Origin of the sequence: Pseudovibrio sp. Alg231-02 (assembly GCF_900143565.1) — a bacterium.
GTDB lineage: Bacteria > Pseudomonadota > Alphaproteobacteria > Rhizobiales > Stappiaceae > Pseudovibrio.
In genome coordinates this window covers 261132-276869 of the sequence record NZ_FREX01000005.1, presented here as the reverse complement: position 1 = coordinate 276869, position 15738 = coordinate 261132, and the positions used below count along the sequence as shown (strand labels likewise).

17 protein-coding genes and 1 tRNA gene are annotated in these 15738 nt (G+C 49.9%); 4 read left to right on the top strand and 14 right to left on the bottom strand.

The window, feature by feature from the left end:
* Positions 1-35: 35 nt before the first annotated feature.
* From DHN43_RS15595 to DHN43_RS15565, 7 genes are all read right to left on the bottom strand, one after another.
* On the bottom strand, positions 36-1118 hold the full coding sequence (locus DHN43_RS15595; protein ID WP_108819191.1) for a bifunctional DNA primase/polymerase: 1083 nt from the start codon (positions 1116-1118) through the stop codon (positions 36-38).
* A gap of 52 nt (positions 1119-1170) precedes the next feature.
* The gene (locus DHN43_RS15590) at positions 1171-1518 is read right to left on the bottom strand and encodes a hypothetical protein (protein WP_159096866.1); all 348 of its coding nucleotides are present in this window, start codon (positions 1516-1518) and stop codon (positions 1171-1173) included.
* A gap of 50 nt (positions 1519-1568) precedes the next feature.
* Positions 1569-1982 carry a hypothetical protein gene (locus tag DHN43_RS15585; RefSeq protein ID WP_108819189.1) on the bottom strand — a complete coding sequence of 138 codons (414 nt, stop codon included), beginning with the start codon at positions 1980-1982 and terminating at the stop codon, positions 1569-1571.
* Positions 1983-2056: 74 nt separating this feature from the next.
* Positions 2057-2278: a helix-turn-helix transcriptional regulator gene (locus DHN43_RS15580; protein ID WP_108819188.1), complete on the bottom strand. Its 222-nt coding sequence runs from the start codon at positions 2276-2278 to the stop codon at positions 2057-2059.
* A 122-nt stretch (positions 2279-2400) separates the two neighbouring features.
* Positions 2401-2616: a hypothetical protein gene (locus DHN43_RS27050; RefSeq protein WP_159096865.1), complete on the bottom strand. Its 216-nt coding sequence runs from the start codon at positions 2614-2616 to the stop codon at positions 2401-2403.
* Positions 2617-2812: 196 nt separating this feature from the next.
* Complete coding sequence (locus tag DHN43_RS15570) at positions 2813-3034, bottom strand: hypothetical protein (RefSeq protein WP_108819186.1); 222 nt, start codon at positions 3032-3034, stop codon at positions 2813-2815.
* 2 nt (positions 3035-3036) lie between these two features.
* Positions 3037-4365: a tyrosine-type recombinase/integrase gene (locus DHN43_RS15565; RefSeq protein ID WP_108819185.1), complete on the bottom strand. Its 1329-nt coding sequence runs from the start codon at positions 4363-4365 to the stop codon at positions 3037-3039.
* 450 nt (positions 4366-4815) lie between these two features.
* On the opposite strand from DHN43_RS15565, the gene DHN43_RS15560 reads away from it, so the two are divergent.
* Positions 4816-6015, top strand: coding sequence for an AGE family epimerase/isomerase (locus DHN43_RS15560; protein WP_108819184.1), 1200 nt, complete (start codon positions 4816-4818; stop codon positions 6013-6015).
* Between the two features lie 32 nt (positions 6016-6047).
* A complete protein-coding gene (locus tag DHN43_RS15555; RefSeq protein ID WP_063290339.1) occupies positions 6048-7052 on the top strand; it encodes a Gfo/Idh/MocA family protein in 1005 nt (334 codons plus the stop codon).
* A 117-nt stretch (positions 7053-7169) separates the two neighbouring features.
* On the opposite strand, the gene DHN43_RS15550 is transcribed toward DHN43_RS15555, so the two are convergent.
* The 3 genes from DHN43_RS15550 to DHN43_RS15540 form a co-directional block, all read right to left on the bottom strand.
* On the bottom strand, positions 7170-8324 hold the full coding sequence (locus DHN43_RS15550) for an alpha-hydroxy acid oxidase (protein WP_108819183.1): 1155 nt from the start codon (positions 8322-8324) through the stop codon (positions 7170-7172).
* 832 nt (positions 8325-9156) lie between these two features.
* Positions 9157-9993 (bottom strand): RDD family protein, encoded by an 837-nt coding sequence (locus DHN43_RS15545; protein ID WP_108819182.1) that lies wholly within the window; start codon positions 9991-9993, stop codon positions 9157-9159.
* 200 nt (positions 9994-10193) lie between these two features.
* A tRNA-Arg gene (locus DHN43_RS15540) sits at positions 10194-10270 on the bottom strand.
* A gap of 261 nt (positions 10271-10531) precedes the next feature.
* On the opposite strand from DHN43_RS15540, the gene DHN43_RS15535 reads away from it, so the two are divergent.
* Positions 10532-11284 (top strand): thermonuclease family protein, encoded by a 753-nt coding sequence (locus DHN43_RS15535; protein WP_208995444.1) that lies wholly within the window; start codon positions 10532-10534, stop codon positions 11282-11284.
* Between the two features lie 84 nt (positions 11285-11368).
* The gene (locus DHN43_RS15530) at positions 11369-12775 is read left to right on the top strand and encodes a M48 family metalloprotease (RefSeq protein WP_082827061.1); all 1407 of its coding nucleotides are present in this window, start codon (positions 11369-11371) and stop codon (positions 12773-12775) included.
* Positions 12776-12805: 30 nt separating this feature from the next.
* Here the strand turns inward: DHN43_RS15530 and DHN43_RS15525 are convergent, their stop codons facing one another.
* The 4 genes from DHN43_RS15525 to DHN43_RS15510 form a co-directional block, all read right to left on the bottom strand.
* Positions 12806-13675, bottom strand: coding sequence for an RNA polymerase factor sigma-32 (locus DHN43_RS15525; RefSeq protein ID WP_063291770.1), 870 nt, complete (start codon positions 13673-13675; stop codon positions 12806-12808).
* A gap of 121 nt (positions 13676-13796) precedes the next feature.
* Positions 13797-14381 (bottom strand): CarD family transcriptional regulator, encoded by a 585-nt coding sequence (locus DHN43_RS15520; protein ID WP_057461899.1) that lies wholly within the window; start codon positions 14379-14381, stop codon positions 13797-13799.
* Positions 14382-14793: 412 nt separating this feature from the next.
* Positions 14794-15132, bottom strand: a complete 339-nt coding sequence (gene fdxA, locus DHN43_RS15515) for a ferredoxin FdxA (protein ID WP_057461898.1) — start codon at positions 15130-15132, stop codon at positions 14794-14796.
* Between the two features lie 186 nt (positions 15133-15318).
* Positions 15319-15720, bottom strand: coding sequence for an RNA-binding S4 domain-containing protein (locus tag DHN43_RS15510; protein ID WP_108819180.1), 402 nt, complete (start codon positions 15718-15720; stop codon positions 15319-15321).
* Positions 15721-15738: the final 18 nt, after the last annotated feature.

Sequence of the window (15738 nt, the reverse complement as noted above, 5' to 3'; positions counted from 1 at the left end):
GGGTACAGTTTCCGTACCCTACAAACGGACCTTGTTCACGTCCCGTCTGTAAACACAAACATATCAGCATCGCCTTTTTTTCGCCCGCCTTTGTGAATGAGCTTCAGGAAGCAGTTTTCCGTCAACCAATCCCTTGCCGACCGGTACCTTTGGTGGTTCCAACCTGGCAGAACTTTGTTAGTGGCCATAGCCTTTGGTGAGACTGAGAACTGCTTACGGCTTGCGCCGTGTGACCGGCGCAAATGGATGTAAAGCTGCAAGGCGTTTGCGTTGTGGTTAAGTCTGTCGATTACATCACCGGTCAAGCTTATGCCTCCCACATTTGCAAAATTGGTGCCTTGCTCTTCGTACTTCCAAGCACTCTTAACCGCTCTGACTATCTCCCTCTCTGGGAACGGCCTGCTCGCGTCTGTCTCCAATCTATGGGCGATGTTCTGATTAACTGCTGCTAGGAGTTCCTCTAAGCTCGAACAGCCTCTAGCGAGCTTCAAGGCTTCCCTATGGAGGGTTTTATTTCGCCTGCCCTTCCGGATTGCTCCGGCTGTGGGTTGCACTGTTGGGTCATTGTCGTTGTCTTGGATCTGCGGGATTTGGGGCTTTGCTTTAGTTAGATGCGCGAGCTCTTCCCATCGGCCTTTTTCAAGGCGGTATTGCTTGCCGCCAAGGTCCGGGCGGGCTGAAGGCGGGACAACGATTATTCCGCCTTTCCCCTTCAAGTCCACCCCAAGCCCTTCTGAGCGCAGATCGCCACATGCTTCGCCGTTATAGCGGTACCAAAGGTGGAACCCGCCGCTTGGAGTGCTGGTTACTAAACGGGCTTCGCCGTACCTATTGAGCATCTCAGGAACCAAAGAGCTGTCGTCCACATCAACGACAAAGACCTGACTAGGCCACCCTGTGACAATTCCAACATTTGCATTTCTAAAAGCTCCTTCAGCCCATCCCACAATCGCCTCGATAGAGTAAGGGGCTTCGAGCTTATCAAACCCCTGTACAAGCGGCTTTTTCCCATCTTCACCGCCTAAAGGGATAACGCATAGGCCCAGCTCTGCCAGTCTTGGTCCATGCTCTTGAAAGATGTTTAGCTGATTGGCTTGGTATTGTAATGCTGCGCCCATTCATCACCTTTGTTACGAATGAAAGGGGAAGGCCGCTTGCGCGGCCCTTTTGTTAGGCTGCTTCTCTGGTTTTGCGATTCAGCAAGATTTCCTTCACTAGCTCTGGAGCAAACTCTACGGTCTCTCCATCCTCTGCTGGGTCGAGTAGCGCCGGGAAAAGCAGGCGTAGGTGGGAAACAAGCTCAGTTTGGGCTTTCCAGCAGTCTTTCTGAAGTTTTTGGACTTGTTCCATCTGCCCAGTCACCCAGCTAGCCGGATGGGTATTACCGTCGCCAAGCGCTTCTGTGAGCCAAGTCTGAGCATTCGCAGCTAGCTCAAGGGCGCTTGTTTTTGGAGTGTTCTCAAGACAGATTACAAACTCTTCATCGGTAAGTTCCGGGTATTCAATGCGTGATAACAATTGCTCTTCCAGGTTCATTAAATTGCCTTTCCAAAATGCATGGGTGGGAGTTAAGCTGCGGCCTTGGTGTTGCTGTCATTCGCCGGGTGTAGCTGATCTGGCAGCTTGCTTTGGCCCGGTACTTTGGCGACTTGCAGGTTGATACGCTCCGGTAGCCGGTGCAGTTCAGGGGGCGCTGGAAGGGCAGAGCGGCGTACACAGTCGCGTAACAGGGCCTTTCTGGTGCGACAGTAGCTCTTGCCTGTCCACCTCCATCCATCACGCGTTAAATCGCCTTTTTGGATGATCCATTGAATACCATCCCTGCAAACAATCACACGCCAACGTCCTTGCTGAACTACAATGCCTGCATAATCTGCGTGGCTTTCCTGTTTACTAGGTGCGGGTGGTGTTCGCCTTGGAGGGCTCTTTGGGCTGACGAGGTGGCCAGCATCATTTGCCGCAACTGTATTCAGTTCCGTCATAAAAAGTCCTATGCAATGTGTTCGGAAATATTGGTGCTCGGGGCGGGTAGGCCGCGCATGGCGACCTAGGTTAGCTAAGCCGCTGTCTCTTGCTGCTTGCTGTCGTTGTCTGCTTCTAGCGACTGCTCCCAAGCTTCTAGGTCAGACAAACGCCAGCGCTTTCGATTTCCCATTTTGAGAGGAGCGGGGAAATTATTGTTTGCTGAGCCATTAGCCCAACGCCAAAGGGTAGTGTTACCGATCTGATACCGTGCGCGGACGCCTGAAGCTGTGAGGAAAGTAACCTGTTCTGCCATTCAAAACCTCAATATGCTTTTGCAATGAAACGGTAGTAAATTAAACGGCAGCGTTGGTATTGGTAAAATCATATCTGATGCAAAAAAAGATGGTTCAAAAAATGAATTTTATAATCAAGGAGTTAATTCGTTTCTACGATGTTGGTGGGGGGGAGTTTAAATTTTCCCGTGCGGACTGCGTTGTAGAAAGATTGAGCCGCGTTTTCTGACCATCCGCAATTAGTTTCTTTCATAACTTCGCTGTCGGTTAGCGGCGGTTTAACGATAGCTTTAAAGAGCGCCTTGAACTCATTTGATGCATCAATTTCTCGGCCACCGATGAACCAAATGGTGGCCACTGCAAACCTCAGAGTGTTTAAGAAGAGCTTGTAGCTTCCTCCAGTGGTTTTCCCTTCTTTTAGTGCGGTGATTAATAACTCAACTCGCAGTTTTTCCTCGATGCAATTTTCCCTAAGGCAATGCACCTGCTTGAAGAATTGATCGTCAAAATCTTGATTGTATTTCTCTTTCTGACTTTCTTTGAGGCTCAGAACTCTATCTAACCTGTTGATTTTTTTTATCTAAGTTGGAGCGAATGGATATCTGCTCATTCAAGAGCTCGTCATCAGCTTCGGACCCAGAAAAGCCAAGGAAGAAAGCATCTTTGATTACATGAAATGCAAACTCTTGATCCTCGCCAGATAGCTGAAGTGGTGCCATTGCAGCTTTAATGCGGTATTGCTGGTCCAATGAGTACTCAAATTCTATGCGCTGCATGCCTACCCCCTCAGCGGCACAACATTGGACGGAGCTGCTTCGCCTGTAACGATCTCCTCAATGTGGTTCGCCAGAGCCTCAAAAGCCTGTCTCCGCTCTTCGAGATATTCATAGCGGTTGTAGACTTTGGCTAAGCCCTGTATCTGGCCTGTCTTGTGATTGAGCGCTGCTTCTACGACATGAGGCGAGATACCCAGTGCGCCCATAAGGCTTGCGCAGGTGCGCCTTAAGTCGTGATAGGTCCAGTTGGGTATCTCAATGTCATCTGCGGCTACACCACGCTCTGCAGCTTCTTGTTGAGCCTCTTCAAGCATGGCTTCGTCGATCCGGCTCTTGAACTTCGAGTAGCCGCTGATAGGGGCTATCTTGCCGTTCCTTCCCGTGCCCGTAGAGAAGACATAGGACGGAGGGCTGCCCAGCGGGGATACGCCTTTAAGCTCTCTAATCACCAAAGAGGAAAGAGGGATAGCAATTGCCTGCTTGTTCTTGGAGCGTTCTGCGGGTAGCGACCATTCTGCCCTTTCGAGGTCCAACTCAGAGAACACCATGTGCGAAGCTTCGCTGCGTCTTGCGCCCGTTAGAACAAGGACACGCGCCCATGTGCCACCGGGATACCCCATCTTGCCTGTAGCCTCCCAGAACCATCTTACTTCGCGTTCTGAAAGCACTCTGTCGCAGCTTTTCGGCTTGGCAGGTGGTTTCATGCCATTGCAGAAGCTAACTTCAATCACACCCCGCTCTACAAGCCAGTTGCTAAAGCGCCGGATGAATGCAAACGCCTGAATTGCTGCACTGGGTTCTTGGTCATCCATAATCTTGTCGATGATGGTTTGAATGTCTTTCCTTTTGATCTCTGTGACCGGGCGCGTCTTGAGCTTTGGAAAGAACCTCCTGTCGATCACAGCGCGAATTGTGTCAGCAGAGCGAAGCTGAGAGGCTTCCCGCCTCATGTACTCGTTAAACCGCTTCTCAAACTGATCTGCTTCTTGAAGGTCGGCTTTCGCTATTGCAGCTACCTGCTCTTGCCGCTCAATCTTCTGGGCGTTGGCAGGGTCAATGCCTTCAACCCTTTGTCGCTGGGCTTGTTGCGCCTTCCTGCGAGCCTCTGAGAGGGTTAGACCTGCTCCCTTCCTCTTCGCATAGGGGCCGAGAGTAACCTTCTTGCGGCTTCCGTCTATGGCTTTGTAACGATAGGCCCAGCTCATTGCTCCGGTGGGTTGCACAACCAAACGCAAGCCGGGAGTCTGTCCGTCTGCCAACTCCTTGCGTTTGTCCGGTGGTCCTTGTTTGACCAGTGCGTCAATTCCAATCTGCGTTAATGCGTTGACCATGTTCCGCTATCTCCGCTCAGGTGCACCCAGAGGCAAGATAAAATCTTAGGGTGATCTGGGGTGTACCCTGGGGTGTACCTTTTGAAGGTGCTGGCAGTGGAACATATGGGACGGGAAAGGACCAGAGACGAAACTATTATTTAGCAAAAACAGTTGGATACGTTGTGAATAGTGAAATATCTTGGAATGTCCTGAAATCGGTTGTCTCATATTTCGTAATGATGGGGTCGAAGGTTCGAGTCCTTTCAGCGGCACCACTAACTCTCTGATACTTTATAATCCCCCAAAAACTTGCTCATTTAGCTTTGTCTTGTCGCCTACTCGTCGTAGGTTCGGATTTGTGTTTTTTGGTCCTTTAGTCGAACCTTTAAGCGCATTGATTTCATTTGCACATATGGAGGCCATCGGGGGTTCGTGGGAGCGGGCTGATGATGGTGTGGAGTACCGGAAGTGATTGTCGATCACCTGAATAAGTTGCGCGCGTGGTTGTTTGAAGATGCATTGCCGCTTTGGTTGAAAGCTGGCGAAGACGCTGCAAATGGTGGTTTTGCTGAGACCATCACACTGGATTGTGAAGGCAGCGCGGATAACAGACGTGGTCGCGTCAACCCTCGTATGGTGTTTGTGTATTGCGAAGCGGGACGTCTGGGCTGGGATGGCCCGTGGATGGATGTCGCGCTACGCACGCAAGCCTATGTGGAGCGGGTGTACGGCACTGCTGATGGGTATATCGGTGCGCTTGCGACGCCCGATGGTGAGCTGCTCGACACTTCGTTTGACCTTTACAATCAGGCCTTTGCGCTACTGGCTCTTTCCAGCATTGCTGATGTAAACAGTGAACAGCGCGGGGAAGCCTGCGCGAAAGCTGCTGCTTTGCTTGATGTGTTGAAGAGCCGCTTCAAGCATCCTGTTGCTGGCTTTCAGGAAGCTGAGCCTGCGCGTGCGCCACTGGGTGCCAACCCGCATATGCATCTGTTTGAAATGTGTCTTGAATGGGAACGCTCTGAGAACCTGAGCTCTGAGCAGAAAGCCGTCTGGTCTGCGTTGGCAGATGAGCTTGGTGAGCTTTGTCTGAAGTATTTCATCTGTGAGAAAACGGGCGGATTGCGTGAGTTCTTTGCGCTGGACTGGTCTCCGATGCCAGGTGATGAGGGCAGAGCGCTTGAGCCGGGACATCATTTTGAATGGGCATGGTTGCTGAGCCGTTGGAACAAGCTGCGTGGTGATGATCGCGCTAAGGCTGCTGCTGCGCGTCTCTTTGAGATTGCGGAGGTCTATGGCGTAGATCGTGAGCGCGGTGTTGCGGTGATGGGCATCAATGATGACTTTTCCATGCGTGACCCACTGGCGCGTCTGTGGTCTCAGGCTGAATGGCTTAAAGGCTCTATCGCCATGTTAGAGAGTGCTCCTGAGAGTGAATGGCCTCGGTATCGGCAATCCATGCAGGATGCGTTGAAGGCGTTGGAACTGTTCTTTGAGGACGTGCCTGCTGGTCTCTGGAAAGACAAGTTTTTGCCGGATGGTAGCTTTGTGGAAGAAGCGGCGCCAGCAAGCTCGCTCTATCACATCATTTCGGCCATTTCTGAACTTGACCGTTTTTCAAAAACTGAGGTCGGGGAGAAAGTGGTTACTTTTGAGAGCGCTAAATAACGGTTCCTGCAGTATAGATTGGGAGAATTACAATGGTTAAATGGGGTGTGCTCTCGACTGCACGGATTGGCCGCGAAAAGGTTATTCCTGCGCTTCAAAAAGCCAAAGGCGTTGAGGTTGTCGCAATTGCTTCTCGTAATGAGGAGAATGCGAAGAAAGCTGCTGCTGAACTGGGTATCGAGAAAGCCTATGGTTCCTATGAGGCGCTGCTGGCTGATCCTGATATTGACGTGATTTACAATCCGCTTCCAAACCACATGCATGTGCCGATGACGATTGAGGCTGTGAAAGCTGGAAAGCATGTGCTCTGTGAAAAGCCGATTGCGCTTGATGCAGATGAAGCGCGTCTTCTGCTGGAAATGCCTGACAATCGCTTTGTTATGGAAGCCTTTATGGTGCGCGCGCATCCGCAGTGGCAGCGAGCGCTTGAGATTGTAGAATCCGGTGAGCTGGGCAAGCTGCAGAGCATTCAGGCGTTCTTTGGTTACAGCAATCAGGACCCGCAGAACATTCGCAATAAAGCAGAGCTTGGCGGGGGCGGCCTGATGGACATCGGCTGCTATCCGATTGTGGCTTCGCGTTACTTCTTTGATGCTGAACCTGAGCGTGTTGTGAGCCTTGTTGATCGTGACAGAAATTTTGGCACGGACCGTCTGACATCTGTGATGATGGACTTTGGAGAAGGACGTCAGGCTCAATTTACGGTTTCAACCCAGTCTGCTCCGTATCAGCGTATCAATCTGGTGGGGACTGCCAAGCGTCTGGAAATTCTCATCCCGTTCAATGCACCTGCTGGTGAAGAGACTATCTTGCGCCTCGATTCTGGCAGTTTGCCGGGGGATGGTGCGATTGAGGTTGAACGCGTTGCTGCCTGTGATCAGTACACACTGCAGGGAGAGCTGTTCTCTCGTGTGGTCAAAGGTGAAGAAGAGCTGCCTTACGGTGTTGCTGATGCAATCCAGAACATGGAAATCATCGATGCGATTGTCCGCTCTGAACGCAATGACAGCTGGGAGACCGTTGGGTCTCCCGACTGAGTGTTTTGCTGGTGTTAGAGCATGTTGCGCTTGTTTGCATTCACGCCTCATGCCCTAACTTCTTTATTTTGAGCGAATTCTTGTCGTTTGATTGAATACATTCAAACGGAATGCGCTCTAGACTTTTTCGCCTCTGATGGAATAGAGGTTGTCGCGATTGAGTGTATTGAGATCGCGACGACCACACAGTGCCATGGTGGTATCCAGTTCCTTCTGGATGATCTCCAGTGACTGTGTCACGCCTTGCTTTCCACCTGCGCCCAAACCGTACAGGAACGGTCTGCCGATGTAGGTGCCTTTTGCGCCGAGACAGATGGCTTTCAGCACATCCTGACCTGAGCGAATGCCACCATCGATGTGGATCTCCACCTTATCACCGACCTCGTCCACGATTTCCGGCAGGATCTCGATGGAGGATGGTGCACCGTCGAGCTGACGTCCGCCGTGGTTGGAGACGATGATCGCATCACAGCCAGAATCGACTGCGTGGCGTGCATCTTCCTTGTCCAGAATGCCTTTGAGGATTAGCGGACCGCCCCACTGTTTTTTGATCCACTCAATGTCATCCCAGCTCAGGCGCGGGTCAAACTGCTCAGCTGTCCATGAGGACAGGGAGGAGAGATCGCCAACACCTTTTGCGTGGCCGACAATATTGCCAAAGGTGCGGTTTGGCGTTGTGAGCATTTTCATGCACCACATTGGGCGTGTTGCCATCTGCCAGATGTGCTTTGGCGTAAACTTTGGCGGGGCAGACAAGCCGTTGCGCAAATCTTTGTGGCGCTGGCCCAGGATCTGCAGGTCGAATGTGAGAACCAGTGCAGAACAGCCTGCGTTCTTTGCGCGATCGATCAGGGCGTTGATGAAGTCCCGATCCTTCATCACGTAAAGCTGGAACCAGAATGGTTTCGTGGTCTTCGCTGCAACAGCTTCAATAGAGCAGATGCTCATGGTTGAAAGCGTGAAAGGTACGCCGAATTTCTCAGCTGCCTGTGCGGCGAGAATTTCGCCATTGGCGTGCTGCATTCCGGTCAGGCCAGTTGGTGCCAGTGCGACAGGCATGGAGACATCCTGTCCGACCATCTTGGTAGCAAGCGTGCGATCTGTCATGTCAACCGCGATGCGCTGACGCAGCTTAATCTTCGCGAAGTCGCTCTCGTTTGCCTGATAGGTGCTCTCAGTCCAGGAACCTGAGTCCGCGTAATCGAAGAACATCTTTGGAACGCGTCTGCGAGCGCGCTCTTTGAGGTCACTGATTTCTAGTATTGGTGCCATGTACGGGCCTCCCCCCGAAACATTAGTTTTTATGTATAGAGGGATTGCACGTATCGGTGATATGTCAACATTACATGTATACGACTTCAGTCTACCAGTATTGGGAAAAGCGTTATTCGCATTCATCTATGAATGCCGTAAGTACTCTGAAATATCTTTGAATTGACGGTGCTGACTAAAGCGTAACAGTCAAATAACTATCTGAATTTGCTTGTTTTGTTTGTTTGCCTAAACGTTTAGCGAGTGTCTGGTTGAGACTTCATCTTGCCTGGGTGCTATTTGTGATATGTAACTGAAATATATCTCAAAAAAGCGACATAAGCTTACTTTGCAGATGCTCGAAGTTTAAGGTTGGTGAGTGAAAATACGTAGCTTGTGAGGGCGTGTTGGTGGGGTGGGGGCCAGAAATTTCATGTAAGAGCGAACGTAGATGAGAGAGGCGATGCTATAAAAGAGGGCGTATACAGTGAGTGCTGGTCTTGCCGTCTCGTTGAGCAATCCGGGCGATGAGCTCTTCTGATTTTGCGCAGCTGGACCGGTGGGAAGCGGAAGTGCTGCTTCTCATTACGAGTATCTGTATGGGAGGATCAGCGAAGCTTCGTGCTCTTATTTCTTCTGCCGGCTGATCCAGGCCATCCAATTGTAAAACCAGTTCCGAAGGTTATCTCCGCACCGTTTAAGCACATTGGATATATAGTTCATGGCTTACCCTCCATGTGCAGTTTTGGCTGCCTCAATGGTGGGCTCAATTAGCTAAATGCAAATGAAAGAACTGCTTCAAGATTTAAGTTTGGATGGCAAGCCGAAGAGAGCTCACCATCCAATTGGCGGTTTACTTATCAGCGATAACCTTGTCGGCTTCGGCTTTTCTCATTACCAAGTCTTCTGTCTTACTCGTCGTAAGACTTGCGAACTGATCCCAATAAGTACGGCCTCTCCATCGTATGAATGAGCCGAACTCAAACCAAAAGGCAGCGAGACTGAGAACAACCCCGCCTACGATCCAAAGCCAGAAATTTCCTTGTCCGAGGTTTTGAAGTAGTTCCTGAGCTTGTTTTCCTGCTTCTACCAAATCTAACGTGATGATCTGATAGAGTGAGTAAAGCCCAAACAAGGCTGTGATGATGAGAACTGTCGCTTTAAAGTACTCACGCTTTAATGCTGACTTTAGATCAGGCTTCTGAAGAGAGGCATTATATACATTCAAATTGAGTAGACGCTTTCCTGGGGTCTGACCCATTCTAGCAAGGAACAAGGCAAATACGAATGGGGCGAGCAAATAGAAGAACGGCTCTGATGGGAGGTAAGTTCTTTGATTACCGTATTCATCAGAGTAGTAGCTCACTGAAACAGAACGTGTGACATTGCCTTCTTTCCAGATTTTCTGAAGAGCCGTTATGTGGAAGCTACTTGCAAACATGTTTGTTTGCTTACAGAGAATTTGCTGGCGTTGATGGCCTGGTTCGAGCGGTAAGATCTCATCCATACGCTCTTGCGAAATCATGTCAAATTGGGGTGCACAGGCAGTTGTCTTGAGAAGTTCTGGCGCAAGAAATCGTGTAGAAAAAACACTGTTATATGCGACGACAATAGCGGTAATGACAAAGCCGAGGATAAACAGATCTAGTAGATACGCGAATGCTCTTCGCCAGAAGTACTTTGCAGTCATTGGATATGTACCGGCATTTAATGCTAAGTACCTGAGGAACAAGAGTGATCGCAGATACCGCAAAACTGATTAAAATTTTGTTTCTATATACAGTCTTAGGTTCAAGAAAATCAAAGAATTAATCGTATGCGGAAGGGAGAAAGAGGCCTGTTCCCGTAGCAATTATTTTCTCATGCCGGGTCATTATAATTTCATATAAATGGTGACCCCGAGTGGATTCGAACCACTGACCTGCCGCTTAGGAGGCGGCCGCTCTATCCAGCTGAGCTACGGGGCCTTTAGGCGTGTCTTGATCCGTGACCGGATCGATCCGCTTAAGATGTTATCATCCGTTGATGATGCAGCGCGTTTTCAAATATCATGAAATTTGGCTGTAGGCGAGATAGATTGCTTCTCTGTGAACAAGCTAGGTATCAGTTCAAGCAAGAGAATTTGCTCAACCGGTGTCTTTGAGGTTTGCTCTCAGAGAGTTCTCGGGGGCGTTCCGACTGCATCGACCTGATATAATTCCCAAATAGGACTTTGTTGGTGGGTTGTTGTGTTCCGGGGATTTGTTGCTTTTTTCTGCTTTTTGCTGAGCTGTATAGGAACCGTGTTGGCGACGCCGTGTGATGAGCGTTCGGTTCTTGATGAGAGCTTGCCGACCATCATGATGGAGGAGGTGCTCGCAAATCCTTTGAGATTTATCGCGAGCGATGGTGAGTTTTATTATCTCGCAGATTTGACAATGCCAGAGCGGGATTTGCTGCTTGCTGATGACTTTTTTGAGGAACGGGAAGTCAGGGTAAAGGCGTTGATTGAGCAAAAGGATCGGTGGGGACGCCGACCTGCGATTCTGGTTGATCCTGAATTGGGTGATTTGTCGGTCAGGCTGGTCAAAGCTGGAATGGCCATTGTTAGGCCACAATTAAGAGCTTTCAATTGCTTGAAATTCCTTATTAATTTGGAGAGTATGGCTCGCGAGGAAAATGTTGGATTATGGGTCATTAAAAATGTAATTAATGATTATAAGTCAATTAGCTACGAGCAAATCGGCCTTTATGGAATTGTGGAAGCCAAGCTGATTTCTGTTGGGCAAACAAGATCCAAAACATACTTGAATTTTGGTGAGCGCTGGACAGAGGATTTAACCGGGATTATTCAAAGGGGAACGCTGGCGGATTTTTCGGAGTTCGGGCATGATCTTTCAGTGATGAAAGGTAAGCGAGTTCGCCTCAGGGGCGTTATGCAACTGAACCAAGGACCATTAATAGAGCTAAAGCACCCAGCGCAGTTGGAGCTTCTGGACTAAAGCAAAGAGCCGGAAACGCGAATGACTTTGAGTAGTGCATTGTCTGGACTTCAGACAAGCCTGAGAATGCTAGTGATATCTGCAGTGACCGTAGCTCTTGTTGCGTGTCAGCTGACCGGCTCTGCCAATCAAGGCGCTCAAAAACCTGGTAGCTTGCGAACCGGGCTTGGGAGTGACGTTGGGGCGCGAGAGCATCCGCGTGTCGTCGCGACTTATGGCGGTGTCTATAAGGATGGTAAGGCTGAAGCAGCTATTGCACGTGTTGTTGGTGGTCTTGTTGCAGCTTCGGAAGATCCTGAAGCGCACTACCGCATTACTTTGCTCAACAGCCCTGCAGTCAATGCCTTTGCTCTTCCTGGTGGTTATCTTTATGTGACGCGCGGGTTGCTGGCGCTTGCCAACGACACTTCAGAGCTTGCTGCTGTGCTTGCTCATGAAATGGCACACGTGACAGCGCGTCATGCGATCAAGCGCCAACGTCAGGCTGAAGAGGCCGAGTTCGTCACCAAAGTGATGACCAATATCGGCAAAGATCAGCAGACCATTGATGCAGCAGTCAAAGAAAAGCAGGTGCAGTTCGCGCGCTTTTCTCAGGAGCAGGAGCTTGAAGCTGATGATGTGGGTGTGAGAACACTTGCTGGCGCTGGGTATGACCCTTACGCCGCAGCGCGCTTCCTGAACACAATGGGGCAATTTGCACGCTATCAGCAGCTTGGCGGGCAAAGCAGTTCAGCGCCAGATTTTCTTTCTTCTCATCCAAACACGCCTGATCGTATTCAACGCGCTGTGCGTAGTGCACGGCAGATCGGTGCGCCGGGGATTGGTCTGAATGGTCGTGAAGACTATCTGACCAGCTTGGATGGCATGTTGTTTGGTGATGATCCACTGGAAGGGTATGTCCGTGCGCGGCAGTTCCTTCACAAAGGCCTTGGCATCTCCTTCAGTGTGCCAAAGGGTTTTGTGCTTGAGAACTCTGCTGAGGCAGTATTGGCGAGTAATAACTCCGGCACTGCCATGCGTTTTGATGGTGCTGATCTGACGGGATATGCCAGCTTAACCGATTACATGTTATCTGGCTGGATCAATGGCCTGATTGATAACAGTGTTCGCCCAACCACGATCAATGGTCTGCCAGCCGTTATTGGCTCTGCAATTACAGATGGTTGGTCTTTCCGCATCGGTGTTGTGCGTATCGGCTTAACTGGATATCGGTTTATCTTTGCAAATCGTTCGCCAACCGCTGTTTTTACTCGTGATTTTGAGAAGTCTCTTGGTAGCTTCCGACAGTTAAGCCCGACGGAACAAGCCCGACTTAACCCACTTCGAGTTAAGATCATTCAAGCGAAGGGTGGAGAGACGGCTCGTAAGCTTGCTGTTGGCATGAGCGGCATTGAGCCATCCCGTCGGTTGGAGCTGTTCACGATCCTCAATCAGGTTAAGGCGAACCAACGCTTCAAGCCAGGTGAGCTCCTGAAGGTCATTACCGACTAAAGAAGCTCGTTTTTCAGGCAATGTAATGTGTTATGAGCCGCTGGCTTCATAGCCATCCGAATGCGTGAGAGCGTCTTTCAATTTCTGCATTGCTCGTGACTCAATTTGCCGAACACGCTCCTTTGAAACACCCAGTTTCTTGCCAAGGGCTTCCAATGTAACGCTTTCGTCTTTTAGTTTGCGATCTTTAATGACGCGCTGTTCACGTGGTGGCAATGTTTTGATCGCATTGAAAAGACGACGTTTTGCGCGTTCCTGGTCTAGGTGCACTTCGACGAGTTCGTCTGGCAGAGGTTCTTCAGCCGCGAGAGTGTCCTGAAGCTGCAGGTTCGTTTCGCTGCCTTTCAGGCTCGCATTGAGGGATGTGTCTTTCCGGCCTAATCTGGAAGACATCATTCTTATATCCCTCAGTTTTGCTCCTGTCTTTTCTGAGATTTGCTGATGCAGTTGTTCTTCATTCAAGTCAGGATGTTTGCTTGAGAGTTCTGCGCGCAAACGTTTGAAGCCGAAAAACAACATTTTCTGGCGAGAGGAGGTTCCTCCGCGAACAATCGACTGGTTGCGGAGCACATAGTCCTGAATGAATGATTTGATCCACCAAGTTGCATAGGTGGCAAAACGGACGTCTTTGGAGAGCTGGAACCTGTTGGCTGCTTCCATAAGGCCGATATGGCCCTCCTGAATTAGATCAGAGAGCGGGACACCATAGGACTTGAACCGAAGTGCTTGAGCGATGACCAAGCGGGAGTGAGACAAGGAGAGCTTATCGAGTGACCTGTGATCGCCTCTGACAATCCAGCCTTCCAAGAGCTTGTATTCTTCTTCTTTTGACAGATATGGGGCTTTTCTTGCCAGACGGGCAAGAGGCCCGAGACTTTGGTCTCTTTCATAATGAGCCATTTACGCCTCCCTCGATTAAACTGAGATACGGCGCTGAAGTTCATTTGGATCTTTTGACAAAAAAAGAAAGCCCCGCTTGGAGCAGGGCTTTCTTTTAATCAGTTAGATTAGGAGAGGCTGATTAAGCTGCCTCTTCCTGACCTCCGCCTTCACCATCAGTTGCTGGAGCAACTTTGGCAGCACGGCCTGGAGACGTGGAAAGAACGCCTTCGATCTGTCTGATTGCTTCTGTGTCAGTCTGTTTCTGAACAGCTGCGATTTCACGTGCCATACGGTCTAATGCGGCTTCGTAAAGCTGACGTTCAGAGTAAGACTGTTCAGGCTGGGAATCAGAACGATAAAGGTCACGAACAACTTCAGCGGTTGAAATGAGATCGCCAGAGTTGATCTTTGCTTCGTATTCCTGTGCGCGGCGACTCCACATGGTACGCTTCACGCGAGGTTTACCTGCGATGGTCTCAAGAGATTTCTTAACGGTAGATGCGTCAGACAGCTTACGCATTCCTACAGAAGCAATTTTTGCAACTGGAACACGGAGCGTCATCTTATCCTGTTCGAAGTCAATTACGAGGAGTTCAAGAGAGTATCCAGCTACGGTCTGCTCTTCAATTGCAGTAATCAATCCAACGCCGTGAGATGGATAAATGATGTGCTCACCTGTTTTAAACCCCTGACGCTGCGCGGTCTTTTTTGCGGGTGTGGCCATACGCTATACTTCTCCTGCGCAGTGGTTGTTTGCTGTCTGGGAGACGCAAGCAACCTAGATGCAGCGCGTTCGCCGCATCTTTCTCTTTGGAAAAACGTGAAAAGTCCAATGTATGCGGAAAGCTACTTCTCGCATCAATTGGTTCCGCGTTCAAATGTGATCAGTCGAATTCTATGTTGTGGCTACTTCGGCGAATGCTGGAGTAAATTATTGTGCGCACTTCAATTGAACTGCGACCATAAAAAAACCTCCGAGTGGGGAGGGTGCAACCAGACTGCCAAATGACTGTAAAAAACTGTATAGCACATTATCCACGGATTTCCAACCTCTCTCAAGCAAGAGAGGAATTAAGACATCCGCGGATACTGTCTGGCAAATAATAAATATTTGGTAGCTCTAAGCTTTTGGGACCTTAATCACCAGTGCCCGGCTTATCAGAGAAATACTTTTCGAGTTTTTCTGCAACACCATCAAACTCAGCAGCTTCTGGAAGCTGATCTTTCTTAACAGTCAGATTCGGCCACTTTTCTGCGTACTCAGCATTAAGCTCAACCCACTTTTCCAAGCCAGGCTCAGTATCTGGGAGAATTGCATCTGCTGGACATTCCGGTTCACACACACCGCAATCGATACATTCGTCTGGATGAATGACGAGCATATTCTCGCCTTCGTAAAAGCAATCGACCGGGCAAACTTCAACACAGTCGGTGTATTTGCATTTGATGCAATTGTCTGTGACGACGTATGTCATCGCAATCCTCTTAGTCTCTGGCGCTGCAAATTTGTCTGAAGACAAACGGCACGGGCTCTCGTGGCCCTGACGATTTTCTCGTCCTTTAAACTTGTGCTCTTTGCTACCGGTTTTCAGTGGGTAGTGCAAGCGCTGTCATAGGCGAAGAGATTGCAATATTGGGGCAAAATTTGCGTAAAGTTGCCGCTAAAAAGGATCAATTTCGTTGAAGCCCCGAATCCGGGCGATTTGGCGTCGATCTCGTTTCGTTGGGCGTCCTGCACCGGCCTCGCGCTTGGCAACCTGGACCTGTGTTTCCTTGGGTGGTGGAGGGGGAGACATGTCCTCATAAAGCAGCTGTGCTTCAGGGGCCGGACCGCGCCGGGTGCCAATTTTTAAAACCTTAAGGATCAAAAGGCGTCGCGGCATTGTGATGGTCAGTACATCACCGGGCTTTACAGCTGTTTTGGCGGCCGCAATCTTATCTTTGTTCAATCTAACATGCCCGGACACTGCCAGTTTTTGTGCCAGTGTCCGGGATTTTGTAATGCGGGCATACCAGAGCCATTTGTCGATGCGAAGAGACTCTTGTGCTTCTGGTATTGCCATATCAGTTAGCCCGAAGGG